Annotated in this window: 25 protein-coding genes; 13 read left to right on the top strand and 12 right to left on the bottom strand. The window is 36.7% G+C overall.

Features of this window, described 5'->3' with window-relative positions; translation table 11 throughout:
* Positions 1-375 precede the first annotated feature (375 nt).
* The 3 genes from ACMHJ2_RS04365 to ACMHJ2_RS04355 are packed head-to-tail and all read right to left on the bottom strand — an operon-like array spanning position 376 to position 2,262.
* A complete protein-coding gene (locus ACMHJ2_RS04365) occupies positions 376-1,359 on the bottom strand; it encodes an aldo/keto reductase (RefSeq protein ID WP_413511740.1) in 984 nt (327 codons plus the stop codon).
* A gap of 4 nt (positions 1,360-1,363) precedes the next feature.
* Positions 1,364-1,651 (bottom strand): putative quinol monooxygenase, encoded by a 288-nt coding sequence (locus tag ACMHJ2_RS04360; RefSeq protein WP_413511739.1) that lies wholly within the window; start codon positions 1,649-1,651, stop codon positions 1,364-1,366.
* Positions 1,651-2,262 (bottom strand): NAD(P)H-dependent oxidoreductase, encoded by a 612-nt coding sequence (locus tag ACMHJ2_RS04355; protein ID WP_413511738.1) that lies wholly within the window; start codon positions 2,260-2,262, stop codon positions 1,651-1,653. Before ACMHJ2_RS04355 ends, ACMHJ2_RS04360 begins: the two co-directional genes overlap by 1 nt.
* Before the next feature lie 153 nt (positions 2,263-2,415).
* Between ACMHJ2_RS04355 and ACMHJ2_RS04350 the strand changes: the two genes are divergently transcribed.
* Entirely contained in the window at positions 2,416-3,318 is a 903-nt protein-coding gene (locus tag ACMHJ2_RS04350; RefSeq protein ID WP_413511737.1) for a LysR family transcriptional regulator, read from the top strand.
* Between the two features lie 83 nt (positions 3,319-3,401).
* Here ACMHJ2_RS04350 and ACMHJ2_RS04345 read toward each other — a convergent pair whose 3' ends face one another.
* A complete protein-coding gene (locus tag ACMHJ2_RS04345; protein ID WP_413511736.1) occupies positions 3,402-4,226 on the bottom strand; it encodes a helix-turn-helix domain-containing protein in 825 nt (274 codons plus the stop codon).
* A gap of 157 nt (positions 4,227-4,383) precedes the next feature.
* Here ACMHJ2_RS04345 and ACMHJ2_RS04340 point away from each other — a divergent pair, with 157 nt between their 5' ends.
* From ACMHJ2_RS04340 to ACMHJ2_RS04320, 5 genes are all read left to right on the top strand, one after another.
* A complete protein-coding gene (locus ACMHJ2_RS04340) occupies positions 4,384-4,926 on the top strand; it encodes a GNAT family N-acetyltransferase (protein WP_413511735.1) in 543 nt (180 codons plus the stop codon).
* A 260-nt stretch (positions 4,927-5,186) separates the two neighbouring features.
* Positions 5,187-6,008 carry a helix-turn-helix domain-containing protein gene (locus ACMHJ2_RS04335; protein WP_413511734.1) on the top strand — a complete coding sequence of 274 codons (822 nt, stop codon included), beginning with the start codon at positions 5,187-5,189 and terminating at the stop codon, positions 6,006-6,008.
* Positions 6,009-6,204: 196 nt separating this feature from the next.
* Positions 6,205-7,263 carry an NAD(P)-dependent alcohol dehydrogenase gene (locus ACMHJ2_RS04330; RefSeq protein WP_413511733.1) on the top strand — a complete coding sequence of 353 codons (1,059 nt, stop codon included), beginning with the start codon at positions 6,205-6,207 and terminating at the stop codon, positions 7,261-7,263.
* A 370-nt stretch (positions 7,264-7,633) separates the two neighbouring features.
* Positions 7,634-8,551: a helix-turn-helix domain-containing protein gene (locus ACMHJ2_RS04325; protein WP_413511732.1), complete on the top strand. Its 918-nt coding sequence runs from the start codon at positions 7,634-7,636 to the stop codon at positions 8,549-8,551.
* Between the two features lie 468 nt (positions 8,552-9,019).
* A complete protein-coding gene (locus ACMHJ2_RS04320; RefSeq protein ID WP_413511731.1) occupies positions 9,020-9,613 on the top strand; it encodes a hypothetical protein in 594 nt (197 codons plus the stop codon).
* A gap of 7 nt (positions 9,614-9,620) precedes the next feature.
* Here the strand turns inward: ACMHJ2_RS04320 and ACMHJ2_RS04315 are convergent, their stop codons facing one another.
* Both ACMHJ2_RS04315 and ACMHJ2_RS04310 read right to left on the bottom strand, forming a co-directional pair.
* Entirely contained in the window at positions 9,621-10,262 is a 642-nt protein-coding gene (locus ACMHJ2_RS04315; protein ID WP_413511730.1) for an alpha/beta hydrolase, read from the bottom strand.
* 14 nt (positions 10,263-10,276) lie between these two features.
* Positions 10,277-10,816, bottom strand: a complete 540-nt coding sequence (locus ACMHJ2_RS04310) for a GNAT family N-acetyltransferase (protein ID WP_413511729.1) — start codon at positions 10,814-10,816, stop codon at positions 10,277-10,279.
* A 148-nt stretch (positions 10,817-10,964) separates the two neighbouring features.
* Between ACMHJ2_RS04310 and ACMHJ2_RS04305 the strand changes: the two genes are divergently transcribed.
* Positions 10,965-11,468, top strand: a complete 504-nt coding sequence (locus tag ACMHJ2_RS04305) for a DUF2199 domain-containing protein (protein ID WP_413511728.1) — start codon at positions 10,965-10,967, stop codon at positions 11,466-11,468.
* Between the two features lie 103 nt (positions 11,469-11,571).
* Here the strand turns inward: ACMHJ2_RS04305 and ACMHJ2_RS04300 are convergent, their stop codons facing one another.
* From ACMHJ2_RS04300 to ACMHJ2_RS04290, 3 genes are all read right to left on the bottom strand, one after another.
* Positions 11,572-12,630, bottom strand: a complete 1,059-nt coding sequence (locus tag ACMHJ2_RS04300; protein ID WP_413511727.1) for a saccharopine dehydrogenase NADP-binding domain-containing protein — start codon at positions 12,628-12,630, stop codon at positions 11,572-11,574.
* Between the two features lie 189 nt (positions 12,631-12,819).
* On the bottom strand, positions 12,820-13,587 hold the full coding sequence (locus tag ACMHJ2_RS04295; protein ID WP_413511726.1) for a LytR/AlgR family response regulator transcription factor: 768 nt from the start codon (positions 13,585-13,587) through the stop codon (positions 12,820-12,822).
* Positions 13,584-14,672: a sensor histidine kinase gene (locus ACMHJ2_RS04290; protein ID WP_413511725.1), complete on the bottom strand. Its 1,089-nt coding sequence runs from the start codon at positions 14,670-14,672 to the stop codon at positions 13,584-13,586. Before ACMHJ2_RS04290 ends, ACMHJ2_RS04295 begins: the two co-directional genes overlap by 4 nt.
* A 446-nt stretch (positions 14,673-15,118) precedes the next feature.
* Between ACMHJ2_RS04290 and ACMHJ2_RS04285 the strand changes: the two genes are divergently transcribed.
* From ACMHJ2_RS04285 to ACMHJ2_RS04270, 4 genes are all read left to right on the top strand, one after another.
* The gene (locus ACMHJ2_RS04285; protein ID WP_413511724.1) at positions 15,119-16,255 is read left to right on the top strand and encodes an efflux RND transporter periplasmic adaptor subunit; all 1,137 of its coding nucleotides are present in this window, start codon (positions 15,119-15,121) and stop codon (positions 16,253-16,255) included.
* Between the two features lie 24 nt (positions 16,256-16,279).
* Positions 16,280-19,420 (top strand): efflux RND transporter permease subunit, encoded by a 3,141-nt coding sequence (locus tag ACMHJ2_RS04280; RefSeq protein WP_413511723.1) that lies wholly within the window; start codon positions 16,280-16,282, stop codon positions 19,418-19,420.
* A gap of 9 nt (positions 19,421-19,429) precedes the next feature.
* Positions 19,430-20,839: an efflux transporter outer membrane subunit gene (locus tag ACMHJ2_RS04275; protein ID WP_413511722.1), complete on the top strand. Its 1,410-nt coding sequence runs from the start codon at positions 19,430-19,432 to the stop codon at positions 20,837-20,839.
* 129 nt (positions 20,840-20,968) lie between these two features.
* Positions 20,969-21,595: a TetR/AcrR family transcriptional regulator gene (locus ACMHJ2_RS04270; RefSeq protein ID WP_413511721.1), complete on the top strand. Its 627-nt coding sequence runs from the start codon at positions 20,969-20,971 to the stop codon at positions 21,593-21,595.
* Positions 21,596-22,050: 455 nt separating this feature from the next.
* Here ACMHJ2_RS04270 and ACMHJ2_RS04265 read toward each other — a convergent pair whose 3' ends face one another.
* Both ACMHJ2_RS04265 and ACMHJ2_RS04260 read right to left on the bottom strand, forming a co-directional pair.
* On the bottom strand, positions 22,051-22,542 hold the full coding sequence (locus ACMHJ2_RS04265; RefSeq protein WP_159730883.1) for a hypothetical protein: 492 nt from the start codon (positions 22,540-22,542) through the stop codon (positions 22,051-22,053).
* Positions 22,543-22,551: 9 nt separating this feature from the next.
* Positions 22,552-23,823: an ImmA/IrrE family metallo-endopeptidase gene (locus ACMHJ2_RS04260; RefSeq protein WP_413511720.1), complete on the bottom strand. Its 1,272-nt coding sequence runs from the start codon at positions 23,821-23,823 to the stop codon at positions 22,552-22,554.
* A 365-nt stretch (positions 23,824-24,188) separates the two neighbouring features.
* Here ACMHJ2_RS04260 and ACMHJ2_RS04255 point away from each other — a divergent pair, with 365 nt between their 5' ends.
* Both ACMHJ2_RS04255 and ACMHJ2_RS04250 read left to right on the top strand, forming a co-directional pair.
* Positions 24,189-24,425 carry a hypothetical protein gene (locus ACMHJ2_RS04255; RefSeq protein ID WP_413511719.1) on the top strand — a complete coding sequence of 79 codons (237 nt, stop codon included), beginning with the start codon at positions 24,189-24,191 and terminating at the stop codon, positions 24,423-24,425.
* Positions 24,426-24,774: 349 nt separating this feature from the next.
* Positions 24,775-25,362 (top strand): HPP family protein, encoded by a 588-nt coding sequence (locus tag ACMHJ2_RS04250; RefSeq protein WP_413511718.1) that lies wholly within the window; start codon positions 24,775-24,777, stop codon positions 25,360-25,362.
* On the opposite strand, the gene ACMHJ2_RS04245 is transcribed toward ACMHJ2_RS04250, so the two are convergent.
* A complete protein-coding gene (locus ACMHJ2_RS04245) occupies positions 25,363-26,631 on the bottom strand; it encodes a chloride channel protein (protein ID WP_413511717.1) in 1,269 nt (422 codons plus the stop codon). It abuts the gene before it with no gap.
* Positions 26,632-26,804: the final 173 nt, after the last annotated feature.

The following is a 26,804-nucleotide window of genomic DNA, read 5'->3' as shown; positions in this document are numbered from 1 at the left end:
TAATACTATTTTGAATTAACTAGAATTCATATTGTTGATTTTCAATGAGATGATAAAAATAGAAAAGAGCATTTTTACTGTAAAAATGCTCTTTTCTTGTAATTAATATAGTTTTCAGTACCCTCTTGTAAAACTATAAAGCGTCTTAATCTTGCAGTTAAAGTATATCAACTGGACTTTCAGAGGCAAAATATAGGGTATTCATGGAGATTATGCTATTCGTAAACGGTTGTAAAATAGGGTAGTGTTGTTTGGCATAACAAACAACACTACTACTAACAAAATGTAAAAAAGTAATCTGTAAATCAGGTGTATCGCGAAGTTTTTAAAAATAGGGACGTACTTTTTAAAGATGAACATTTTAATTTATTTATTTTAAATGCGAGCCAATTGTGTAGTAATGAAGTTAACCTCTTCCGCAGAAAGATGAATCTCCATGGCTTTGGCATTCGTTATGGCTTGTTCTGCATTTCTAGCACCTGCTAGAACAAGGGTAATAGCCGGTTGCAAACTCGTCCATCGCAAGACGAGTTGAGCTAAAGTAGCTCCTTTAGCCTCTGCGATCGGTTGGAGGGTATGTAAGAAGGCCTCTACTTTTTTCAAGTCAAATTGTTGAAAATAACCGTTTCGGTGGTCGTTCTCTTTCAGACGCCCATCGGTAAAGTATTTGCCTGTTAGCAAGCCTCTTTCCATGGGACTGTATACAATAAGCCCCAAGTTGTTTTCTAAGGCATAGGGAACCAAATCCTGTTCTATTCCTCTATTTAACATGCTATATCCAACTTGGTTACTCGCGATATTTAAGGTGTTTCGGGCTTCTTTGACTTGATCAACGCTGTAATTACTTACTCCTGCAGTGCGTATTTTACCTTGCTGTAATAAAAGTTCTAAGGCTTCCATGGTTTCTGCAATTGGCGTTGTGCTATCGGGCCAGTGAATTTGCAATAGATCGATATAATCCGTTTGCAGGCGTTTTAAACTTTCTTCGACCTCTTTGATAACATTCGCTTTGGAGGCATATTTGTAAATGGGCATTTTCTTGCCTGCTTCTTCTGCGTCGAAGAAATAATCCCCTTTGCCTTGGTTACTACCGTCCCAGACCAAACCAAATTTACTCAAAAGCTGTATTTTACTTCTGTCATAGCCTTGAATGGCTTGTCCGATTAGGGTTTCACTCAGTCCAAAACCGTAAAAAGGAGCGGTGTCTAGGGTAGTAACCCCATATTCGATCGAGGCTTTTACGGATGCAATAGAATCTTTTTGTTCATTGCCCCCCCACATCGTTCCTCCAATGGCGAAAGCGCCATAGGTGATGGTGGATAGTTCTAAATCTGTATTTCCTAATTTTCTGTATTCCATTGTATTAAATTTTACGTGTGATATAAAGGTTGGGTTTTTGTTGCAATTGACGTTCTACTAAGGCACCAAATTCTTGGATATAGACTTGTTGATTATGCACGTCTAATCCTTGTTGATTTTCCCATATTTCATAGAAAATAAAAGTGTTTTTATCGGTGAGATCTTGGTGTAAATCATAGCGCAAACACGCGTCTTCTTTGCGGGTTTCCTCAACCATATGCAGAAGGAAGGCTTGCACTTCTTTTTGATACTCTGGTTTAGCTTGAACGATAGCGGTTATATAGATATTCATTACGCATGAGTTAAGTTAGTAAATTGATTTTTTAGGTGCAGCACATAGTCGCGGTGATAGGCATTTAATCGCTCTTCGGTGCAGTTCTTTTCTAAATCGTGGAAGTGAAACCCCTCAATTTTAGTCAAACCTGCAAATTGATTCATTTTGTGAAACCCAAAGAGAACCCCTTCATCTTCCGAATGTTCATCAAAAAATTCATTGGCTAAGGTAAAAGCTGTTTTGGGTGCATTCCATGAACTTGTAACCATATAGTGTTTCCCGTGCATTAATCCACCCGTACCATAATTGAGGTCTGGGGTTTTTCTACTTCTGCCATCACTGGCATAAATACCGTTATTGTGACCTACCGTAAATACCTCATCGATGTATTGCTTGAGTCTGTTTGGTACCTGAAACCACCAGATTGGCGTGTGATAAATGATAAGGTCCGCCCATTTAAAATGCTCTACTTCAGTGACGGGATCATAGGTATTATTGATATTAGTTTGACGAACTTCATACCCGAGTTCCAGCAAAGTCTCTTGGGTCCACTGGGCTAAGGTTGTATTGAATAAACCACCAGAATGGGCAAAGGTCTGCCCACCGTTTAGGATGAATATCTTTTTCATTTGTATTATTTTAATTATTGATAGGGCAAAGTTCTATTATTTATTTCTATTATTTAAATAACTTATCTAATAGGTGTGTATTAGAATACTTATAGTAATAAACTCATTTTTATTTAATTTAATCTTATTTTTGTAGGAATAAAAGAATAGAATATGCGTTGGAACTTAGAATGGATTAGAACATTTAAAGCGATATATGAAACGGGTACCTTATCTGCGGCTGCTCAAGAATTGTTTATCTCACAACCGGGTGTAAGTTTGCATCTTAATTCTCTAGAAGCCTATACCGGATACAAACTCTTTGATCGTTCAGCAAGAAAGATGGTACCTACAGAAAAAGGCAAGATCTTATACAATTGTGTACTAGAGCCTTTGACTAAAATGGAAGTAGCAGAACAGCATTTTCACAAGCGTTCTCAAGTAGACCGCACGACAATTAGTGTAGGAATGTGTTTTGAAACCTTTCAATATACACTAGAGGAACACATTGCCAAGTTGCCTTTTAATCTAATTATTAAGTTTGGTGAATATCCACAGATGCAACAGGATTTGGATCATGGCTTGTTAGACTTAATCGTTACCCCACAAAAAGGAAATCAACCCAACCTTGAATATAAAGCTTTTTCAAAAGAAAAACTGGTGCTAATTGCAGGTAGTGAAACAGATACCCAGGTCATTGAAGATTTACTTGCCGAAAATAAAATCAAAGAAGTTGTTGAAGCACTAAAACAACAGTTGTGGTATAGTACAGCCGCGGATATGGAGCATTTAAAGAATTTTTGGCTCACTCATTTTGGTGTACATCCTGATTTTAGTCCGAATTATATTGTGCCTAATATTAGTTCCATTGTGCGTTGTTTGAGTTGTGGTTCAGGATTTGCTATTGTACCTGATTTTTTGTGTATGGATGTGCATGCTCAAAATAAAATAAAGATAGTCTGGGAGGGAACGACTCCTTTAGAAAATATACTGTACTTCGGAACCCGAAAAAAAACAATGTATGCAGAAGAGATTGCGCAACTTCAAACGTTGCTAAAAGAGAAATGGAAAGTATAAGAATCGCTTGAATTACCCTTTTATACTGCTAGTTTCCAATACAATGAACTTTCGACGTATACCTGTACCAGCGCTCAGAGGGGTTAGTTTTTTCTAAAGGCAGTAAGAGAAACCCCCGTTTCTCTTTTAAAAAACCGACCCATATACGAAGGATCTTCAAAATGGAGTTGAGTTGCAATCTCTCCAATGCTTAAATTCGTTGTTTTCAATACGGTTTTTAATTGGAGAATAACTTGTCTGTGAATTAAATCCTTAGGTGAATCATTTAAGAAATCCTTTGAAATTTGCGATAAATAAAAAGGGGTAATATGAAGTTTTTCCGCATAAAAAGCTACTGTGCGATATTGATTGGAGTATTGACCAATTAAGTCCCAAAATTTCCAGCATAACTCTTCTTTTCTACTGAATTGTCTTTTCTTAAAAGTGGTGTTTTTATCCATGTACGCAGCGATAGCTAAAAAAAGATTTTGAAAGTGATTGCAAATCATCTTTTGAAGATATGGAGTTGCCTGTGTGAGCATATAGCGTGTCTGTGCATCCCATAGGGTAATTTGATGTTGCTTTGCCTGCGTTAATTCTTGTAGAGGATAGTCATGCAAGTACCCAAACAAGGCATGCGGCAAATCAAAAGCTATTTCACTAGCTAAGGATCTTTCAATGCTGTAAACTTGCATCTTAAAATTAGGTGTTTTGCTTTTGAGTATAACTAAATCATCTTGATATAAAACCAAGAGCGTCTGTGGATGAAGCGCATATTCTTTAAAATTAAGGGTTAGGGTTGCTTCGCCTTCTAGACCCAAAAGTACAACGAGGTAAGAAAGTTGTAAAGGATATCCCAATTGATGATCAAAGCTCGTTATTCCATACGACAGACCCAATGAAGTAGTTGTAAAAAGGGAGATATCCATGTTGAATTATTTTTGAATTTGAATCAAAAATAGAGATAATTCTCCTTTTCTATCTAAAATACTTTTCAAAAGTACCCAAAGTGCTCTAATTTGTGTAGAGGAAAAACGTAGAAGACGCTTTACTTTTGTCTCAAGAAATAAATAAAAAAGCAAGCACATGAAATTTATAACTAATAGATTGATTTTAAGACCATGGGACGTATCAGACGCAGCAGATTTATTTAAATACGCGCAAGACGAAAGAATTGGCCCAGTAGCGGGTTGGCCTGCTCATACAAGCGTAGAAGAAAGTAAAGCTATTATTGAAAGTGTTTTCTCTAAACCAGAGGTTTATGCGGTAGCATTACAAGAGAATAACCAAGCTATTGGTTGTATAGGATTGTTACTAGGGAAGGACAGTAATTTTTCAATTCCTGAAGATCAAGGAGAAGTAGCGTATTGGATCGGTGTACCCTTTTGGGGGAAAGGATTAATTCCAGAGGCACTCGAGGTTATTCTCGCCCATGCTTTTGAAAATTTAAAGCTTACAACGCTTTGGTGTGGCTATTTAGAAGGCAATGAGAAATCGAAAAAAGTACAAGAGAAAAGAGGATTTATACATTCGCATGTTGTTGAAAATGAATTCAATTCACTTATGAATGATTATCGTACAACCTACGTTAGTCGCTTGTCAAAAGAAGATTGGCTAGCGAATGACTAATCTAAGTCCAATATAGTAAAGAAGAAACCCTACTGCTATAGCAGTAGGGTTTCTTTATTTTATTAGGGTTATAACGTATAAAATTCGAGAAACTTTTTATGCGTTGGCAGAAGCCTACCTCGCTCAAGGTCCCTTTCTGTCGTTTTTACTCTGCGTCTCGAGGTAAAAATGAGCTTCTCAGTAAATAAAAATGAGCCTTACAGTAAAATTATAACCCCACGATTATGTATCTTTATAAATATCAAATACATAATTCGAAAATGAAACCCAAAAAAACTTTAAAGACCCTCAATTATTCGGGAATTTTCCTTTCTTGTTATTCCGATTATAGTGAGAAATGTTTTCATGCTACCCCTGAACATGTATTGGTGTATGTCTATTCCGGAGAGCAAATTATTGAAGACCGAAATAAACGTACGGTAGTAAAAGCGGGACAATGTGTATTTATTCGACGCAACCATCAATTAACGATGCATAAAAACAGTTGTGGTGAGGAACATTACAAGGGAATTTCTCTCACCTTTAATCGCAATGTACTCCGAGAATTTTACAGTAAATTGAATAAAACAAAGCTACCTAAAGCCGTAATGGTTTCTGATAAAAGTGTATTTCCAATTGAACAAAAGGTAGATATTACCAGTTTATTTGAATCGCTTACGCCTTATTTTGACCAAAATATTCAGCCTAGTGAGGCGGTGATTCAGCTCAAACTATTAGAGGGGATTTATGCTTTATTAAACAATTCCGCTAGTTTTTATCCTTTGCTTTTCGATTTTACGGAACCGTGGAAAGTCGATATTTTCGATTTTCTAAATGAGCATTACAAAGATGATTTAACCCTTGAACAAATCGCTACTTATACAGGTCGAAGTCTGGCCACATTTAAAAGAGATTTCAAAAAAATAAGCAACCTAACGCCTCAAAAGTGGATTATTAAAAAGCGTTTAGAAGCGGCCTATACGCGCTTAAAAGAAGAAAAAGCAAAAGTACAAGATGTGTATTGGGAAGTTGGTTTTAAAAACCCCTCTCATTTTTCTACAGCCTTTAAAAAGCAGTATGGATTACCCCCTACAGCAATCTAAAGTATTTGAGCTTTAGAGTAAAGAAAGTTGAACGTTGGAGTAAAGCAACTACTTGGTGTAAGGCTTAATTTTACAAAACGTAAGAAAAGGAGAATGCAAGAGGAAAAAGAAGTTCTTGATGAGGTAACTAACAAGGGATAGCTAGCAGAAATAAGCATAGAGATTGAATAGAGTACAAATATAAAAAAGGATGAAAATGAATACAACAAGTGTAAAAGCATTTGGTACAGAAGCACCAGAAGCAGATTTAAAACAGATGCACATTGAGCGTAGAGCGTTAACAGCAAAAGATGTAGCCATTGATATTTTGTATTGTGGCGTATGTCACTCCGATTTACATACTGCTAGAAACGAGTGGGGGGGAACATCCTATCCCAATGTTCCAGGACATGAAATTGTGGGACGTGTAACCCAAGTAGGCGATCAAGTGACCAAGTACAAAGTTGGGGATTTAGTAGGTGTAGGCTGTATGGTTGATAGCTGTCGCGAGTGTGAAAGCTGTAAAGAAGGCGTAGAACAATATTGCGAAAAAGGCAACATTCAAACCTATAACAGTTTCGATATTCACTTAAATAAACAAACCTTCGGGGGCTATTCTGAAGCCGTTGTTGTGGATGAAGATTTTGTATTGCGTGTTCCAGAAAACTTAGATTTAGCAGCAACGGCACCTTTATTATGTGCAGGTGTAACGACGTATTCTCCTTTGCGCCATGCCAATGTAGGACCTGGTAAAAAAGTGGGTATCGTTGGAATTGGAGGTTTAGGGCATATGGCTGTAAAAATTTCAAAAGCCATGGGAGCTCATGTAGTGGTAATTACGACTTCTCAGTCTAAAGTAGAGGATGCAAAACGACTAGGAGCGGATGAGGTTATTTTATCCACGGATGCTGAACAAATGAAAGCGAATGCAAGCACTTTGCATTTTATTTTAGATTGTGTTTCTGCTCAACATGATATTAACGCTTACCTAGGCCTATTAAAAAGAGATGGATCACTTACCCTTGTAGGTGCACCCGAACATCCTTTACCTGTAGCTGCCTTTAGTTTGATTATGAATCGCAAAAGCTTTTCAGGTTCTCTAATTGGCGGAATAGCGGAAACGCAAGAAATGTTGGATTTTTGTGGTAAACACAACCTTACTTCTGATATAGAGCTTATTCAAATGCAAGATATCAATAAAGCCTATGATCGCTTATTGAAAGGGGATGTGAAATATCGTTTTGTAATTGATATGGCTTCTCTTAAAAACAAGTAAAGCAAAAAATAAATCCAAAATGCCCCAAAAAGTTTCTGTCTTTTTGGGGCATTTTTTGTAGTAGAAAATAGCCGTAAAATTTAGCCATTCGCTAAGAAGGAGACTCCCTTTAAACTCCCCGATTCTTTTTTGTCCCTAAGGAATGCTCTATCGTTAAAATTCCTCTCTCACAAATCAATTAACTAACGATTCCACTTTGTTAAAGTTTGAATTCAATCCAAGTAAAGGTATAGAATTTGATTCTTAGGTTGCTAGTACTTTCGAATAACTAATTTTTACAATAATTACCCTGATTGGCGCAATTCTATAAGGTTTGAATGTAAGTATTTTTGTTTGATAGAAATTAAAAATAAACTAAATATGTTAAATTTTGACGAAAGTAAAAAGCAGAATCAAATCTCTTTATGAGTTATGTGAATACTTAGGGCTTTCTAATTACAATATGTTAAGCACTGAGGTTTTTACCATACTTAGTCTTAAAGAATTGGGATTTACTGTACCCTACACTTCGCCGGTTTTTCATCCTGATTATTTCTCTTTTGCCTTAATTCGCAAAGGGGCAGGGAGTTATGTGGTTGATGGACATCGTTTTGAAGTATTTTCTAAATCCATTTATTTTACCATTCCTTGTAAAAACAGCATGTTTAGTTGGACAGATTTCGAAGATATATGCTTGATTGCGTTTGATGAAAAATTCTTATTGAAGTATGTAGGAGAAAATGTATATGACTCTTTTCCATTTTTACTAACCGAAATTATTGCACCACAAAAATTAAATAAAAATACCTATCCGATAATTAACACTCTTTTTCTGGCTATTCAAGAGGAGTATGCAAGTGATTCTAAAGATAAATTAAAAGTGATTGGCCATTTGTTTGCCCTTTTATTATATCGCATTAAGCATTCATTTTTAGAAGATTATGATTTTCTATACACCAAAGATAGAAGCTCACAGATAGTAAAGAATTTTAAACAAACTTTAGATAGACATTACCGCCAATTGGTTTCAGGGAAGGTAAATACGGTCTTTCGGGTATTGGATTATGCCTTAGAACAGAATCTTACCGCTAATCATTTGAATAGTGTTATTAAAGAGCGAACAGGGAAGACTGTGTCTATTTGGATTCGCGATAAAACCATTGCTGAAGCCAAATTTTTACTGGATAATTCGAATCGAAGCATTAAAGAAATTAGTTACTGCTTGGGGTTTTCTGAAACAGCACATTTCAGTAATTTTTTTAAAAGACATGTTTCTATCCCGCCTTTGAAATATAGAAAACAGCTTTGATGTATCAAGTTTACTGCAGATACTTCGCGCAAACGCAAGCTTAGCAGCGTATTTTACCCTTATTGTGGAAAATTGTAGCACCCTAATCTGTTAAAATTGCAATTAATTCCTTTACTTACGTAATATTTAAACAAGAAGATACGTTATTTTTGTTTTAATTCTATTTCACTCTTCTTAGGTAGAGATAGAAATAAGATATTTTTTTTCGATCCCTGTTGTAGGAGTTTAAATAATGCAACACCCAAGTAAAAGAGGATCTAGTTAGCCCAAGATCCTCTTTTATATTTTTAGGGGTTAGGTAAAAGGTTAAAAGTGAAGGTTAAAAGTTATGGGATGCTCCTATTTCCTGTTTCCTATTTCCTATTTCCCTCTTTCTCCGTTTCTGTTTCCCATCCCATAAAATTAAATACTTCGTTTTGCTATAAAGGCTAAGAGTTCCTATTTTTACAATGATTCAAATGAGTACGTATGTTTACAGAAAAGGACAATACCTATTGGAGTGCATTTGGTGCAGTGATTAAAGGCGATTTTGTTGAAAGAAAGTATTGGCATTCTCCCAAAGTTAGGTATGAATACAAGGGATTGGAAGTAGTATTCGATACTTATTATTTCACGAGTACGGTGGGGGCTAAAAGTCATGAGTCCTTTATAACTAGGGTATATGCTAAGTTTACCTATCGTGAACCTCTAAAGGCTAAAATAGAAAAAGCCAGTTTATTCAATCGTTTAGTCAATTTATTCAATGGGCAATTGTATAAAACGAAGGATCGTAAGTTTGATCGTTGCTTTCATATCCATGCAACCCATCCTAAGATTCTAGGTTTATTCCATTCTACGCTTAGACAAAAGCTAATTGATTTATCCATAGAAGGGATGTTTATTGATACGTATGATGGAATCTGGGGGGATCCCTTGCCCAAAAATCAATATGAAATTTCGATCTATCTAGATCAATCTAGGTTAACACTAGAAGAACTTGTAGCATTGAAAGCTTTATTCGAGCAAATTTTAGATGCCTTATACGTTCAATTCGATACTATAGCTGCTATAAAGCCTTTGTAGAGCTAGTTTAGGCAATGATTTGTAAGAGTAGGTTCTCAATTTCAATGGATTTATTAACCGTCATAAAATGACCGCCTTGATTAATACGATAGGAGGGTTTTGTATTTCGTATGGGAAGAATCTTATCTTTAGTACCATGAATATGAATAATGGCATCCGAATAAGAAGTACGCTTCCATTTAACGATTTGGTCAATAGCCCAAGCTAGAAAGAGCGGATCTGTATCGTGTAGTATTGTTTTTAATAGCGCTTTTTCTGCTTTTGTAGTTACTCCAAAAAGATAGGCGGCTAAAGGATTTGAACTTTTTAGTATTCTAGGTGGAATTAGCTTGTGCATGTTTAGTTTTCCCGCTATTCGATAGTAAATAGGGAGCTCATATTTATTTTGAGCTGAAGCAATTAAAATGACCTTTTTAGTTGGTATATATTGTGCGATTTCAACCGCAACCATTCCTCCAAAAGAAAGACCAATTAGTATAGGTAAATCATCTTTTATCTGCAAAGCAAGACGTTTAGCATACGCAGCTATAGATTCTTTAGATAATGGAGTAATCCAGGTAATGAATTGGACATCCATCCCTTCAAAAGAAAAAGAGTCAAAAACGCTTTCATCAACTCCTAAACCACTAAAAATATATATTTTACCCATCAAAAAGATAAAGATTAGTAGTGATTCTCATTAATAATACCATACAAAACATGATCAATATACTGTCCCTCTTTTAGTGTATGAGCACGTAAATCCCCTTCTTTTTGCATGCCTATTTTCTGCATAATTCTTCCTGATGCTTCATTAAAACTAAAATAAGAAGCAAATATCTTATGAAGTTTAAGGGTTGCAAAGCCAAATTGGATAACGGTATGTGCGGCTTCGGTTATCAAGCCTTGATTCCAATAAGGTTCAGCTAGCCAATACCCAAGTTCAGCTTTATTGTTTGTGCGATCAACTCCTAAGCCAATTCCACCAATAAGGGTTGGGTCATCTTTCAAGCGAATCGCAAAAACATAAGCGTTTTGACTGGCTAATCCTTGTTCAGCTAAATCTATCCAAAAAAGACCACTGTCTTCTGTATAAGGGTACGGAATATTCGTTGTATGCTTACTGTATATGGGATTCTTCATGATTTCGAGAAGTTGAGATATATCCTTAACCGTGGGTTGATTTAAAAGTAAGCGATTGGTTTCTAACTGCAAGGTGCTCATGGTTGATTTTTATATAAAGGTAAGTAAAAGTAAGAAATAGATGCTTTGTACCCGTAAGTAATGTCAAGTAATAAGAAATGTAAAACTTATCTTTGTAAGCTGATATTCCAGTGCATGGGCTATCTGTAATTGAAAATGTAACTTAGTAATGAAGTATACCTGCGAACACTGTGGTCAAGTACATGAAGATTGGCCCGCTTTAGTCTATAAAGCACCCGATCCTTATTTGGCTTTATCAGAAGAAGAAAAAGAAAAAGCAGATTTAACCAGTGAAATTTGTAGTATTGACGACGAAGAGCAAACGCATTGGTATCTAAGAGGCGTATTGACCCAATATGTATATGACGCTTGTCAGTATTTGGATTATGGGGTTTGGGTTAGTTTGAGTAAAGAAAGCATGAAGGACTACTATGCGAATTATGAAGATAAAACCTATAAAACCACCTACTTTGGCTGGTTAGTAACTAATTTACCCAATTATCCACCCCAGACTACTTTTGGTTTACCTACGAATGTTGAGGTTGATAATAGCAAGGGAATACCCACCATTTTACCCCATCAGAATAAGGATTCTCTTTTTGTTCAGGAATTCTATCAAGGAATTTCTACAGAAGAAGCGCTACGTAGAATAGAGGCAACCTTAAAACCCTAACAGTTAAGAGTTGGAAGTACAAACGTTACAACTAAAAATAGATATTTTAGTAAAATGAGAAAAGAAGTGTAAGCAATTACACTTCTTTTTTTTTGGAAACGCTTTACTTTATTTCTATTTCAAGGGTTGGGTTGTATTGTTTTAGATTTTCAAGAAACTGGGGAATGTCTGGTATCATCTGATGAATGTGTTGAACCCCCGAAACAGTATTATTTTGCAAGACATGCAGTGCCATTTCAATCGCTACATAGGCCGTTATTTTTCCTTCATCTTCCCCTGTAAGGCTACAGTGATAGGTTTGTTTGGCCTCGTTTTCAACCGTTACTTTTACAGCAAAAACAGCACTTCCCCAAGGCATTTTTTTAAATAAGGCGATAAAGAGATTTTGTATCTTAGGGTTAGTAAAGATTCGGGTTAGTCCCAGTTTTCGCGATAAAGCAATTAGCAGCGTTAAAAACCTAGAATCAAAAGCCATTCTCGTGCGGATTTCGGAGGTATTTAGTGTCTTGCTAAGGGTGTGTTGATCCGAAAAATTAAACGTATAAAAGGTCCTCTTTCCGAGTAGATGCGTTGTTTTGGGTTGAGAAAAACTCTTTATATGAACTGCTTTTTCTTTGTCCTGAATTTCATAAGTGGAATGGATATTATCAAAGGTCCAGCGATACGCCGCATCTCCGTGTTTTTCGCCAATTCCCAATAGAATAAAAATATCCGCTAAAGGAGCCTTTGGCAATTGATTGATTGCATGCTGTGTGAGTAGATTCGTTATACCTGGAGCAAGCCCAACGCTTAAGGCTACCGTTGTATTCGCTTGTTGGGCCTGTTCATCTAAAGCTTCCACTTGCGTAATAAAATCCATACTGGCTGTAATGTCCATGTAATGCACCTTATTTTTTATACATAGCGCAACAAAATCTGTATCCTTTTGATCGATGCACATAAGCACCAATTTTGTATTGGCCAAAATGGAATCCTCTGCAAGGGAATTAATATCCAGGGCATAGGGGATAACGGTGTGATTTAATTTTTTCGCTAAGGCTTCTGCTTTTTTTAGATTCCTTCCCGCTACTATTACTTTATGAGGAAAGCGTACGGCTAGTTGTTCACTGATGATGCGACCTACTTTTCCATACCCTCCAATAATCAGAATCTTGTTTTTCATGCTTTACTCAATTACGAAGGCAAAAGTCAGACATACTAAACAAAGAAGTGTTATAGTATTTAGAGAAAAAGTTATACTATTTTAAGAAATGGGATGAGTCAACTGTGCCAAAGCAACAGCCAAACAAAGTGTGTTTACTTCGGGCTTTTTTGCGTTAGTATTATTCGCTTAAAACAGCAAGTTCAACAATTAATAATCCATCCATACTTTGAACAGCGGATTCTTTTCTCGGCTAATCAGTACTTCTTCGTTAGGGTTGTTTTTGAGCTCTATTTTGAGTTTCCCATTGAAGTAGTTGTGCACTTTGTGAATCGAGTGGATATGGATAATATACTTGCGATTAGTTCGGAAAAATACTTTGGGATTGAGTTGAGCTTCCAGTTTTTCTAAGGTTTGTGGAATGATTTCTTTTTCTCCCGAATATAATTTGGCATAGGTAATTGTAAGTTCAGAAAAGAAAAAAGCCACTTCTTCAATCAGCACGGTTTTATAACCATCTCTATAGGGAAGCAAAAAGCGACTGCGATATTCTTTCGGTTGAATGTATTGCAAAAGATCCTCTATAAAAGGATTCGCGATTTGTGGAGCTTGAACCTGAGATTCAAATTTGAGTAACGCATTTTCAAGTTCTTCTTTTTCAACTGGTTTTAATAAATAGTCAATGCTATTATACTTAAATGCTTTGACGGCATACTCATCATAAGCCGTTGTAAAAACAACGGGACACTCTATTTTTATTTGATTAAAAATCTCAAAACTAAGACCATCCGCTAGGCGTACATCCATCATGACCAAGTCAGGGGCAATGTTAGTTTGCGTAAACCAAAGAACAGCTTCCTTGACACTGTCCAAAACGGCTAGTATTTCTACCTCAGGTCGGAGTTCAACCAATAAGCGTTTTAGTCGGTCGCTATTGGGTTTCTCATCTTCTATAATTACAATTTTTTTTACTTTCATACAAGCATTGGTATTTTTACAGTAAAAGAATAGTCGTCTTTTTTAATACTCGGTTTTCGATCAGATACTAAAGCATAGCGACTGTTGATGTTGTTTAAGCCAATGGTTGCCGACTGGGGTTTGGTAACCAAAGGCAATAAATCATTGACCACAATAAGTTCGTCTTGATCTGTAGTATAGACTTTTATCTTTAAGGGATTGTCTTTTAATGTTCGATTGTGTTTTAAGGCATTTTCAATAAGCAGTTGTAAAGACAGGGGAGGTAATCGCTTTTGCAAGTTCTCTTGAGCGATCTCTATTTCAAATACCACGCCTTCACCGATGCGTTTTTTGATTAAAAAGAGATAGGAGTTTAAAAACTTAAGTTCTTCTTCCAAGGTAATAAGGTTCTTCTTTGAGTTGACTAGTAGATAGCGATATACTTTGGTGAAATTCTCCGCATATTGATACCCCAGCTGTTGATCTTCCAGAATTAATTCAGAAAGGACACTTAAATTATTGAATACAAAATGCGTGTCGAGTTGTAATTTTAAAGCTTGTAACTCCGCTTCTGCGGCTACCTGTTTATGTTGAGCTGCATTTAATTCATACTCTGTCGCTTTCAATTGGTGTTCTGCTGCCTCAATTGCTGTGGCTTTCCAGTTTTGCAGTAAAAAATTTCCGGTACTAATCGCGCTGATCATCAAGACGATTAATACCGTTGCGATAATCCACTGCATAAATTCGCGTTGTTCATTTTCGGTTGGAGCCGACATATCCAACACCAAATTCAATAGTAGATCTAAAATAGCAACTACAACCAAAACTCCAATAATTTGAAGAATAGTTTGTACAATTAATCGCTTAAGAGGTTTCGCAGTCCACGGCATTTTATTATTTAATCTGCGGTCTAGATAAAGGCTCAATTCGGTAATAATAGCACAAAATACAAGAATGGATATCCATTCAATGGCTAGTTCAGAATAGGGTCTTTCAAAATACCCTATATGGTGGATTGAATTGGGATTTAATAAAAATGAAAAGATATAAGAACCTACAAAAGCAAATAGGATTAATATACCTCTAATTCCTTTATTTGTTATCATGAAGCGAGCAGTTTTTGTGTAAGTAAAGATAAGCAAATATAGATTTGCAGTTTTTGTGAGAACGGTATTAATTCTTAGAGCATCTACTTCGGATTCTCCTTTCCGTTAGGTCCTACTACTTAAGTGCGACAAGCTACTTAATCCTTGTTGTTTTAGGAGTCTCAATTCTATTGGAACGGATAAAATAGGGAGTGAATAGTCAAAATACAGGAGGTGAAATGAAAGTATACACCCCTGTAAAATAAATCTAGTGAATAGCTTGCTATTTCAAGTAAAGTAAGGCTTTGTGGCATGATTCAGAAAGGACAAGGCAAACTAAAATCAGTTGACCTACCGCTATTAACGGTTCACTTGTCCATTTTTACGTTTCACCAAATTTCAGCTCCAAAAAATGAGGTGACTTTTCTTTCTTTGTTCTCGATTATAAAACAAATTTTCAAAAAGAAATGATAACGTATTCTAGTAAAAAAAGGATAATTCAACAGGTACTATCAACGTTAGTTTTAACGCTAATTCTAGCGGCTTGTGGTTCAAAAAATGAAGAATCAGCAGGCTTTGATATGCCTGCTCTCGAGACTAATTTTGTTGCATTAAAACAAGGAGATGCAACAGTAACCACCACCTATCCGGGTATGATAGAAGGTGCAGTTAATGTGGATATTAAGGCGCAAGTAAGTGGGTATTTAGAAGAAATTTATGTCAAAGAAGGCGACTATGTTCAAAAAGGACAGGCGTTATTTCGCATCAAAGGAGAGATATACAACGAACAAGTGAATAACAGTGATGCCGCTTTAAAATCAGCTTTGGCGAATTTGGCCACTTCAACCTTAGAAGTAGATAAATTAAAACCTCTAGTAGAAGGAAAAGTGATTAGTGCCATACAGCTCAATGAAGCCAAAGCGCGTTACGATGCCGCTTTAGCCCAAGTAGCACAGGCCAAAGCTGGTTTAGGCTCTTCAAAATTGAATGCTGAATTTGCTTTAATCAAAGCTCCCGTGAGTGGTTATATCGGACGTATTCCCAATCGAATCGGAAACTTGGTTACGCCAAATGATGCCGTATCTCTAACTACATTATCTGATATTCAGGCTGTTTTTGTTTATTTTTCATTTAGTGAGGCTGATTTTATTGCTTATAAAAAAGCCAATCACATGGGAGAAACGATTGAGTTGATTCTCGCAGATGGATCTAAATACCCTTACCAAGGGAAATTGGAGTTTGCCAGTGGAAATATTGATCGAAATACAGGGAGTATGACGTTGAAAGCCATCTTTGAAAACCCAGATAAAGTATTGCGTTCAGGGGGATCAGGTCGAGTGGTACTCAATAAAATACAACCTAACGTATTAAAAGTATCAAAACTAAGTGTCAAAGACATTCAAGATAAGTTCTTTGTATTTAAACTTTTGGAGAATAATACCGTAACAATGACGCCAATTGAAATAGCTGGAAGCTCCGGCGATGACTATTTAGTTGAATCAGGTGTTCAGGCAGGCGATAAAATCGCCAGCAATAGAATGGATGCCCTGATGGAAGGGATGGCGGTAATTCCCGTTGTATCCAAAGTAGAGTCTTCAAAATAAAGTTAAGAATAAAATATACTTTTTATGTTAAGAAAAATAATAGATAGACCTGTTCTAGCTACTGTTATATCTGTAATTATCGTGATATTGGGTTTAATTGGATTGTCTCGACTTTCCGTTACCCGCTTTCCCGATATTTCACCCCCCACAGTAACCGTAACGGGATCCTATCCAGGTGGAAATAGCGAAACGGTAATTCGCTCCGTAGTAACCCCTTTAGAAGAACAAATTAATGGGGTAGAGGATATGCAATATATCAAATCTACCGCTAGTAATGATGGTACTTTTTCCATTTCCATCATCTTTAAACAAGGGGTGAATGCCGATCAAGCTGCCGTAAATGTGCAAAACCGCATTCAACAAGCAACCCCGATATTACCTACTGAAGTAATTCGAATGGGACTTACTACATCCAAACAGCAGAACAGTATGATTATGGTATTTAATCTATACACGGATGACAATGCGAAATACGATGAGAAGTTCATTCAAAACTATGCTAATATTAACCTTATTCCCCAAATTAAGCGTATACCAGGTGTAGGTCAAGCGCAGATTTTTGGAAGTAAAGATTATGCGATGCGCGTTTGGTTGGACCCAGGTAAAATGGCGCGCTATGGATTAGTTCCAGCGGATATTACAGCGGCTATTGCCGACCAGAGTTTGGAGGCTGCACCCGGTAAATTTGGCGAAGATTCAGATGCGGTATTGCAGTATGTCATGCGCTATAAAGGAAAAAAGAATGTACCGGAAGACTATGGGCAGATTGTCGTAAAAAACGAGGGTATTAATAGCATTCGATTGGATGATGTCGGTAGAGTAGAATTTGGATCGGTGTCTTATGGAAATGAGAATAAGAGCAACCGCAGAAATGCTGTTACTATAGCAATTATGCAAACCACAGGATCCAATGCCAATGAAATTGAAATAGGCATTGACCAAGAAGTAGCGCGTTTATCGAAATCCTTTCCACCAGGTATTCACTTTAGCAAAGTAATGAGTACCAAAGAAAAGTTAGATGAAGCAACGGGACAGGTAACTACGACGTTAATCGAAGCTTTTATTTTGGTTTTTATTGTGGTATTCATCTTCTTGCAAGATTTGAGATCTACCATTATTCCTGCTATTGCCGTACCGGTTGCTATTGTAGGTACTTTCTTCTTTCTCTTGGTTTTTGGGTTTACCATTAACGTATTAACGCTATTTGCCTTGGTACTCGCCATTGGTATTGTCGTCGATGATGCCATTGTTGTGGTCGAGGCGGTACATACGAAGATGGAAGGGAGCTCCATGACAGGGAAAGAAGCAACTAAAAGTGCGATGAGTGAAATTACAGGTGCTGTTATTTCAATTACACTAGTGATGTCAGCGGTATTTATTCCCATTGGTTTTATGGAAGGATCTGCGGGTATTTTCTACAAACAGTTTGCTTATACCTTAGCCATTGCTATTATTATTTCAGCCGTAAATGCCTTAACGCTGACGCCAGCTTTATGTGCCCTATTGTTGAAAAATAACCACAGTCACGATACCGGAAACTACGGCTTCAAAAAACGCTTCTTTTCTGCTTTTAATGAAGGATTCAATACCTTGACCAATCGCTATGTCAGCACTGTTCGCTTTTTAGCGATGCGCAAGTGGTTAGCCGCAGGTTTAGTTGTTGGCATTATTGGCCTAGCAGGATGGACGATGTTGAGTACACCGAAGAGTTTTGTGCCTATGGAAGATGATAGCATGTTTATTTATTCTTTAGAAATGCCTCCGGGAACCAATGCTGGACCAACGGCAAAGGTGATGAAGGAAATCGATGAATTACTCAGCGAAATAGAGGCGATTGATGAAAATACAGCCATTACGGGTTTTAACCTTTTGAGCAACAGTAGTGGACCTAGCTATGGTTTGGGCTTTGTTAAGTTTAAGCCGAAAAAAGAGCGTGGCGAAGTTCAGGATATTGATGCGTTAATGGGAATTGTAAACGAAAAATTAGCCCATATTAAAGACGGTACGGTCATGGCGTTGCGCATGCCACCCGTAGATGGATATGGGGTTTCTGGAGGAGCCGAATTAGTACTGCAAGATCGTATGGCGCGTAATCCTGCGATGCTAAAAGCCAAAACTGATGAGGTAATTGGTCAGATTATGGCTATACCAGGAGTTCAAGTTGCTTTTACCATGTTTAGAACCGATTATCCCCAATATGAGATTGAAGTAGATGAAGATAAGGCCAAACAAATGGGGGTTAGCGTTAGCGGTCTCTTACATGTTATGCAAACCTTTTTTGCTGGAGACCAGTCGTTAGACTTCTCTCGTTTCGGTAAGTTTTATCGCGTTCATATCAAAGCAGATGGCATTTATCGCCAGGATACCGAATCGCTAAATGAAATATTTGTAAAGAGCAATGCAGGAGAAATGGTTCCGATCAAATCCTTAGTAACCCTGAAAAAAGTGTATGGACCTGAATCGGTAAGTCGTTATAATTTATACAATGCCGTAACGATTAACGTTATCCCAACGCCAGGTATGAGCAATGGAGAGTTAATGGGCAAAATAGAACAAGTGCTCGATCAATTGCCTTCGGACTACAGTTACGAGTGGACAGGTTTGAGTTTGGAAGAGCAATCCGCAGGCAATCAAACCGTGCTAATTTTAGCCTTGTGTTTGTTGTTTGTGTATTTGTTACTTGCCGCACAATATGAGAGTTTTCTATTGCCACTTGCTGTATTACTTTCAATACCAACGGGTGTGTTAGGTGCTTATGTAGGCATAAAAACCGTAGGCTTAGACAATAATATTTACGTGCAGATTGGACTCATTATGTTAGTCGGCTTACTCGCTAAAAATGCGATTTTGATTGTAGAGTTCGCGGTGCAAAGACGTCAAGCAGGCTACTCCATTACTGAGGCCGCTTTTGAAGGAGCTAAATCGAGATTGCGTCCCATTGTAATGACCTCTTTGGCCTTTATTGTAGGGATGATGCCCTTGATGCTTTCCTCAGGAGGAACAGCCACAGGTAATCGCTCTATCAGTGTGAGTGCCGCAGCAGGGATGCTTAGTGGCGTAGTACTGGGAATTTTTGTTATTCCGTTGTTGTATATCTTTTTCCAACAGCTGCAAGAGCGAATTTCGGGTGTAAAAGAAAAGGAAGTTGAAACCGATCACAAATAAAAATAAGAAATGAAATTAAGATACAGCGCATTAGCTATACCCACTCTGATGGTCGTGTTTGCCTCTTGTGTGGGTACGAAGAAATATCAACAGGAAGACCTAAATCTTCCTGTTCAATTTCGCCAAGAATTACAGGTAACGAGTGATAGTGTACAGTTGCCGTGGAAGCGCTTTTTCCGCGATGAACAACTGATTGGATTAATTGAAAAAGCCTTAGAAAAAAACAACGATATTCACGTAGCTCTAAAAAACATGGAACAGCTGGATTTAGCTTTTAAACAAGCTAAATTGGCACTCCTACCAACCTTGGATGTAGCAGCAGGAGCCAGTAGAAATTACAATTCCAAAAACAATTTGAATGCGCAGATGGCTCAGCAATTTTCAGGTACTTCTTATAGCGATGATTTTAATTCATCCCTTCGATTAACCTGGGAAGTAGATATCTGGGGCAAAGCGAGGCTCCAAAAACAGGCCGCTCAAGCGGAGTATTTTGCACAAGGCGAGAACCTAACGGTCTTAAAAACGCGAATTATCGTTCAAGTGGCCCAAGCGTATTACAATTTAGTAAGCCTAGATGAGCAACTAGCTATTGCCCAAGCGAACATAGCGTTAAGCAAAACCACGTTAGAGATGATGCAATTGCAGTATGAAGCGGGTCAAATTACTTCCTTGGCGGTTGATCAAACCGAAGCACAGCTCAAAACAGCTGAGCTTTTGGTACCACTTATCACACAAAATATAGCCATTCAAGAAACAGCATTAAGTCTGCTTTGTGGGGCGTATTCCACAAAAATAGAACGCACGGCAGCCTTGAAAGACATCCTTCAAGAAGAGGTATGGACCACGGGAGTTCCCGCTCAATTAATCAGTCGAAGACCCGATGTCAAAGCAGCAGAATATGCGGTGGTTGCCAATCATGCAAAAATGGGCTTGGCTAAAGTAGCGATGTACCCAAGCATTAGTATCAGTCCCCAAATAGGTACTAATGCAGTTAAGTTTGAGGATTGGTTTGATTTATCCAATTCACTGACGAAAACCTTAATTGGCAACTTAGCTGCGCCTATTTTTCAGAAAAAGGCACTGCGAACGGCTTATCAAACGGCGCTTTTAGAAGAAGAGAAAACCAGTATTCAATTTAAGCAAACGGTACTCACGGCAGTAGGCGAAGTATCGGATGAATTAGCTAAATACAAGGCGGCTACGGAACGATTAGTACTGATGCAGCAAAAGACAGCTTCTTTAGAGAAAGCTTCTTTAGATGCGCTAAAACTATACCAAAGCGGTATGGCTACCTATTTGGAAGTTATACTCGCCCAAAACAATAGTTTGCAAAATGCGTTAGATCAATCCACAACAGAAATGGAAAAGCTAAATGCGTCTGTTGGCTTATACCGCGCTTTAGGCGGTGGTGTTGAATAGTACCCCTAAAAGACTGGCTTAGCAACAAGGTTAGCAAAGGAGTTAAGAGGATAGTAAAGGAGTTAGCAACAAGGTTAATTGTGGTAGTAAAACAAGCTAAGAAGCCCCCTAGAAAGGAAGATAAGAATTATGAGAGAAAAAATTAGTCAAATCGCTTTAGGCCTTTTTATTCGCGATGGTTTAAAAAGGACCACGATGGATCAGTTGGCTTTGGAATTAGGGATATCCAAAAAGACCATTTACCAGTTCTTTGCTTCTAAAGAAGCGTTGATTGAAGCCTGTGTAACGGAAGTAAATACCTTGGTTCTCTTGCATCTTGATTTTATTAAAGAACGCAATTTCTCAGCCATTAAAGAACTGTTTGAACTTAAATATTACATCGAGATACTGATTAAGTTTAGCTTTTCTTCTGTGGTCACTGAATATTCAAGATTTTATACCAAAATAGAAGCCAAACAAAAGAAGTTTTTACTGAAAAAGATTGGTCCCTATATTGAAGGGAATATACAGAAGGGAATGAATGAAGGGGTATATAAAAGCGATAGTGATAGTGAATTTTGTACCTGGTCTTTTCTATCCCTAATATCGTCCAAATTTTCTTTCGTTTATGAGGCGGATTACGAGACCTTACGTGAACATACGATGGAATTTTATTTACAAGCTATAGCTACTGAAAAGGGAAATCAAGAATTTAAAGTTTGTCGCGATAACTATTTCAACGAAAATAGCTTGGGTGATTTAGTGCGGGTGATTTAAATTTTAAAACAAAATATAGAGACACCACGAGCCAACGGTCAGAACTTCTGAAAATGAGCCCCAAAGAATAGAGCTTTTTTTATTTAAGTGGTTGAAAACATAAACAGCTAGAATATTGTGTACTAAAAAAGGTTTATTAAAGTAATACTTTAATAAACCTTTTTTATTTTTCTGTTTAATTATTTAGAGCAATCAAGTATAGAAAGTCTTCCAATTTGGATTTAAATTTGTTTAAATCAATTTCAGCAAAAGGGGCGGGTTACTTCTTTATGAAGCATGCAAAGAACTCTGCAAAACTTTCAGTATCGTATTACGATACTAGTTCTTGTAGTTTATTAATTTTGTTTTCAATGTAGTCCATCATTTATTTCTCAATAATTCTTGCAAGTGATTTTGAGGGAATCCTACATTAGTACCTATTTTATTCAGGATTTAGATTTGTTTGGTATTTGTATTTAATCTTGATGCCCATATCCAAGTTCTTCGTTCTTATCCCAAAAAGACATAAAAAGTTCTGCTGGTGTTCCTTTTCTACTGGTCCATTCAGCAACAATCTTTATAGCTTCTTCCAAATCTTCGGTATAAGCCATTCTACCATCACTTCCTCTAATTCCCTTTTCATCTTTTTTCGCACCTCTATTAATCAGTACGTTTTTTTCATCATATACTATTCTACGAACATCTTCAAACTCTTTACCTTTTGGCAAATTATCCTTTAATAATTTGGTAAGACCGTGATAGTACAATTGAAATTTTTGAACCGGATCATCAATCTTTTGTCCAAGCAATTGCTCTGCTTCATTCTCTATAACTACCTCTGAATCGTAATTTATAAATAGTTGTTCGCCTTTTACTTCTTCCGATTTTTGTAGAATTTCTAATCTTTCTAGATCTTCTTTCGAGAGATTACGTTCTACTTTGTTTTTGTTTAAATTATTATCGCTCATCTTGTCGCTTTATACAGTTAATAATTCTCTTATTTTTAATGATGCTTCTTTGATTGATTCCACATCCCAATTAGCAACATTCAATTTTTTGGTTATATTTTTGATGTTTGGAAAAGCATCTTTAAATGCTGCCCAATAATCGTTTCCTAATTTAGATTGCCTCCATTGATATTGAGAATAAATAATACAAGGATGTATCTGACACTCTTTAGCAAATTTCTCTACCATAAACTTATTATGAATCAATTTCTCAATGTATCTCATTTTTTCTGAAGACAACAAGTATTCAGAGGCAAATTCATTTGCTTTGTCCTCCTGAATCAAAAACAAATCCGGCTCTCCTGATAAATGGTAACTTGTTTTTTGTATTGTTTCTACATCAAATAATACGTGATGTAATTCGTGGATTAAAGCAAACCAAATGGTAGCATAGTTCTTATTGAAATCAGTGATTACGATACACGGTTTATCATTTATGAAAAAAGTTGCGCCTCTAATCTGTGTTTTAGGTAATAATGGCTGAAAAACTACTGTAACGCCTATATTATATAATGCTTGAAAAACGGTTAGCAGTCCATTTTCTATATTTTGAGTATAAGGTTTGATTTTAGGAATCAGTTCCACTAATTCCTTCCTACTATATTCATTTGGATTGTCAATAAGCTCAAAATATTTATAGCTGGATTTTATCCAAAAGTCCTTCATTTTGTCACTGAAAGATTTTTTAGTTCTACTATAAAGAGCGTCACTTAACTCTCTATCGTAATTGTAAATAGTATCTAAGTCAAAAAAGCTACAAATGCGGTTTTTCAGAGTTTCTAAAGAATCATTCTTTTGAATGAATCCTAATCCTGCTAATGTTTTTAAATCAAAATATTTGTTGATGAATGTAATATCCATTGATGATTGAAGCTCTCTGATTTCTTCAACAGGTCTATCTTTGAAATGAATAATGAGTAATTCACTTAAATCAACTTCTAAAAACTCAGCGAGCTTTAATAGTTTAATAATATCAGTTTGCTTAGAAGTCTTATCTAAAATAGCATCCAAGCTTCTTCTCTCCATTCCAGATAGCTTCTCAAATTGAGTTTTTGTTAAGCCTGACTGCTCTAATTTCTCTGTAAACAAGTCTTCAATAGAAGGCCCGTTATATTCAAAACTTTTATGTAATAAATTATCTATCATTCCTGCTAAAGGTAAATTTACCTCAAAAATAATAAAATATTTTGAATAAAAAAACAAAACAGAGGTAAAATTACCTCTGTTTTTCTTGTGAGTCATGATTTAGAAACAAAAGACAGTTCTATATTTTTAAATTTAGGTGAAACCTTTTGCATATCCCTTCCGACTTTTTCGTTGGGTATTTTGGCATAAATCTGTGTAGTGGCAATGTTTTTATGACTATCATTTTACTCAAACTTTCAAGCGGAAAACCATTGCTAAAAATAATGTAGCAAACATATGGCTTGTCAAACAAAAGGTTACTTTCTTGTCTTTAATACAGTCGATAAGTTGAGATATTCGTTTTAAACTCTCATTTCAGACGGTGTTTGAGGGAATAGAAAACACCTTATCGTCCTTTGACCGTCTTACATACCTTTCGTTAATCAAAACAAAAAAATGAAGAAAATATTGCTTTATTCATAGTGCCAGAAACTAATATAAAGGCTTATACAGAGGGGAATATATATAAAAGCGCAGGTTTTTTAGAAAGTCCATGGTGTATTTTTAGTTCAAAAAGATTAATTGCATCTATTTTGCCGAAATATGATTTAAAACATACACCTGTACCCTATGTGTTTATAAAATATAATAATAAAATCGTTTATAAGGAATTAGGTCTTTCTATTGATAAAATTAAAGAAGTAATAAAGGACAACTAAAAAACACATAAATAGTAAGTATTCTATAGTGTTGAAGAGTGTCAAAAATGCTTGCTATAGTTACAGTAAAAGCATCTGAAGCAGCATGAGAATACTTACTACTAAAATGGTGTATACTTATAGTTTACTCTAAATAAAAAGTATTATTTTAATGAGTCTTTTTATACAAAGTCTTCGGATATAAAGGAAATCAAACGTATATTCACTAGTGTGGATTCTTTCGTCAATTACGAGTCGCTATAAATAGCTGCTAAAAGGCACAAAAAAGGAGATGCACAATTTAGTTCTCCAAGAACTTCTAGATTCTATTGGATATGCAATATATTTGCCATCCGATAGAATATAGGATATGTCAATAAAGAAAAACACGGTGTACCGCAAGACTCGATACTTGCTGTATAAAGAGACCTTGGTAGATTTTAAAGAACACTTTTGGGCTTTTGTAGGCTCATTTGTAGGTTTGGGAACCATTAGCTACTTTCATTTTGAAACCTTTTCAAAGCAGGATTTTGCTTTTTTAATCGGTTCATTTGGGGCGAGTTGTGTGCTGATATATGGCGCCATTGGCAGTCCGTTAGCCCAACCTAAGAACCTGTTTTTAGGTCACATTATCTCAGCGATTATCGGAGTGACTATTTATAAACTCATCGGTGAGTATATTTGGGTTGCAGCCCCTTTGGCGGTGTCCCTATCCATTATTGGTATGCAAATGGCAAAAGCCCTTCATCCTCCAGGTGGAGCAACTGCTTTGATTGCCGTTACAGGCGGAGAGAGTATTACCCGTTTAGGGTATGGCTATGTATTTTCACCTGTATTGACTGGCGTGACTATTTTGTTTATCGCCGCCCTTATTTTTAATAACATTCCACACAAAAGACAATATCCCGTTAAATCGTTCATCCGTTTTCACAAACTGAGAAAAAGGAAACGGCGCTAACTAAGCAGGCTTATTTTTTTCTAAATAAAAATCATAGGTGTACACATTATAAGGCAGGATGAGCTGTGCCGAGTACTTGGCTGTAAAACTACCCAATAACAAAGGGATAAACAATTGATAGCCATTAGGAACCAGATTACACACTAAAATTAAAGCCGTTAGCGGGGCATAAATAGACGCTGATAAAGTAGCAGCGGCACCTACTAAAGCAAAGTTTAAAGGAATAACCTGAAACGAAAGATGTGCATTACACACTTGAGCAAACAGTAGTCCTAGAAAAGCACCCACTACAATACTCGGGGCAAATACGCCACCATCGCCACCCGCACCAAGGGTTAGGGAAGCGGCTAGGGGTTTGAGTAAAATCAAAAGGCCTAAACCCATCCAAGTCACACTTTCTTTATGCGCTAAAATATTGTGTAAACCGTGGTAGCTATCTCCATAAAGTACAGGAAACAAGAAAATTAGCCCCCCAACCGAAAGAGCGCCGAGATTGACGCGAATGAAATTATTATTGATGTTTCCAAATAGTTTTTTCATTCGGGTAACCAATAGCGTAAAATAAACCGACACCAGTCCACCCAGTAAACTTACGAGTAAAAACAGAGGAATTGCCTGTACATACCAACCTTCTATGCGAAAAGGAAGTAGAGGTTGATAATGAAACAAAAAGATAAATACATAGGCCAGTAGCGCAGAAGTACCACAACTGATGAAGAGCGATTTACTTCTTTTTCTGGCAATTACCTCTATCGCAAAAAGAAAACCCGCTAAGGGACTAGCAAATAGCAAAGAAACCGCGGCGGTAACCCCCGCACAAATCAATTCTTTTTTATAGCTATTGGCAGAAAAATGTTTGGTGTGTACAAGGTTGCCAACGGTTGCTGTGGCCACTACAGAGGATACTTCTATACCCGTAGAACCTCCCGTTACTACCGTTAAAAAACCATTGAGTAAATGAGAAGGTATTTTAAAAGCAGGCAGGTGGTCTTTGCGCTGATCCAGTGTTTTGTAAATCTCTGTAATCCCCTTGTTTTTACGCCCTTTAAAAACCAGTTTACGCAAAAAATAGATCGCGGTAATTCCAACAGTAGGCAGAATGATAAAAAGGGCCTTTTGCGTAGTCGATACCGTTTCAAAAATGAAATGCTCTACGTGTTCCGTCAATTGTTGCGTCGCAAAAACTAAAAGCAAACTGCATATACTCACAAGCGCTGAAGCGATAACAAGTTTGAATAAATGGTGATAGGTAACTTTTTTTCTTTCCATTGATACAAGGTACATATTGATGTCGACACGCTTTTTTGAGTGGTCGAAGGTGTAAAATTCAGTGACTATTCCACACTAAAGAAGTAAAATAGGCGACAAAAGTATAAAAATAGAAAAAGCAATAGGAATTTTAACTATTTTTATTTGTAGCTACTTAAATGTTCCGTTATAAA

The sequence above is a fragment of the Myroides odoratus genome, assembly GCF_965118575.1.
Lineage (GTDB): Bacteria > Bacteroidota > Bacteroidia > Flavobacteriales > Flavobacteriaceae > Flavobacterium > Flavobacterium odoratum_B.
The sequence above is the reverse complement of the archived record's forward strand: the minus strand, read 5'-3'. Positions and strand labels throughout refer to the sequence as shown.

Excerpts from the sequence above, each read along its gene's own strand:
- ACMHJ2_RS04295 (WP_413511726.1), bottom strand. The coding sequence starts at position 13,587 with ATGAAAGTAAAAAAAATTGTAATTATAGAAGATGAGAAACCCAATAGC.
- ACMHJ2_RS04305 (WP_413511728.1), top strand. The coding sequence starts at position 10,965 with ATGAAGTATACCTGCGAACACTGTGGTCAAGTACATGAAGATTGGCCC.
- ACMHJ2_RS04275 (WP_413511722.1), top strand. The coding sequence starts at position 19,430 with ATGAAATTAAGATACAGCGCATTAGCTATACCCACTCTGATGGTCGTG.
- ACMHJ2_RS04345 (WP_413511736.1), bottom strand. The coding sequence starts at position 4,226 with ATGGATATCTCCCTTTTTACAACTACTTCATTGGGTCTGTCGTATGGA.
- ACMHJ2_RS04270 (WP_413511721.1), top strand. The coding sequence starts at position 20,969 with ATGAGAGAAAAAATTAGTCAAATCGCTTTAGGCCTTTTTATTCGCGAT.
- ACMHJ2_RS04350 (WP_413511737.1), top strand. The coding sequence starts at position 2,416 with ATGCGTTGGAACTTAGAATGGATTAGAACATTTAAAGCGATATATGAA.
- ACMHJ2_RS04355 (WP_413511738.1), bottom strand. The coding sequence starts at position 2,262 with ATGAAAAAGATATTCATCCTAAACGGTGGGCAGACCTTTGCCCATTCT.
- ACMHJ2_RS04265 (WP_159730883.1), bottom strand. The coding sequence starts at position 22,542 with ATGAGCGATAATAATTTAAACAAAAACAAAGTAGAACGTAATCTCTCG.
- ACMHJ2_RS04250 (WP_413511718.1), top strand. The coding sequence starts at position 24,775 with ATGTCAATAAAGAAAAACACGGTGTACCGCAAGACTCGATACTTGCTG.
- ACMHJ2_RS04310 (WP_413511729.1), bottom strand. The coding sequence starts at position 10,816 with ATGAGCACCTTGCAGTTAGAAACCAATCGCTTACTTTTAAATCAACCC.
- ACMHJ2_RS04320 (WP_413511731.1), top strand. The coding sequence starts at position 9,020 with ATGTTTACAGAAAAGGACAATACCTATTGGAGTGCATTTGGTGCAGTG.
- ACMHJ2_RS04245 (WP_413511717.1), bottom strand. The coding sequence starts at position 26,631 with ATGGAAAGAAAAAAAGTTACCTATCACCATTTATTCAAACTTGTTATC.
- ACMHJ2_RS04260 (WP_413511720.1), bottom strand. The coding sequence starts at position 23,823 with ATGACTCACAAGAAAAACAGAGGTAATTTTACCTCTGTTTTGTTTTTT.
- ACMHJ2_RS04360 (WP_413511739.1), bottom strand. The coding sequence starts at position 1,651 with ATGAATATCTATATAACCGCTATCGTTCAAGCTAAACCAGAGTATCAA.
- ACMHJ2_RS04285 (WP_413511724.1), top strand. The coding sequence starts at position 15,119 with ATGATAACGTATTCTAGTAAAAAAAGGATAATTCAACAGGTACTATCA.
- ACMHJ2_RS04290 (WP_413511725.1), bottom strand. The coding sequence starts at position 14,672 with ATGATAACAAATAAAGGAATTAGAGGTATATTAATCCTATTTGCTTTT.
- ACMHJ2_RS04330 (WP_413511733.1), top strand. The coding sequence starts at position 6,205 with ATGAATACAACAAGTGTAAAAGCATTTGGTACAGAAGCACCAGAAGCA.
- ACMHJ2_RS04280 (WP_413511723.1), top strand. The coding sequence starts at position 16,280 with ATGTTAAGAAAAATAATAGATAGACCTGTTCTAGCTACTGTTATATCT.
- ACMHJ2_RS04300 (WP_413511727.1), bottom strand. The coding sequence starts at position 12,630 with ATGAAAAACAAGATTCTGATTATTGGAGGGTATGGAAAAGTAGGTCGC.
- ACMHJ2_RS04365 (WP_413511740.1), bottom strand. The coding sequence starts at position 1,359 with ATGGAATACAGAAAATTAGGAAATACAGATTTAGAACTATCCACCATC.
- ACMHJ2_RS04315 (WP_413511730.1), bottom strand. The coding sequence starts at position 10,262 with ATGGGTAAAATATATATTTTTAGTGGTTTAGGAGTTGATGAAAGCGTT.
- ACMHJ2_RS04335 (WP_413511734.1), top strand. The coding sequence starts at position 5,187 with ATGAAACCCAAAAAAACTTTAAAGACCCTCAATTATTCGGGAATTTTC.
- ACMHJ2_RS04340 (WP_413511735.1), top strand. The coding sequence starts at position 4,384 with ATGAAATTTATAACTAATAGATTGATTTTAAGACCATGGGACGTATCA.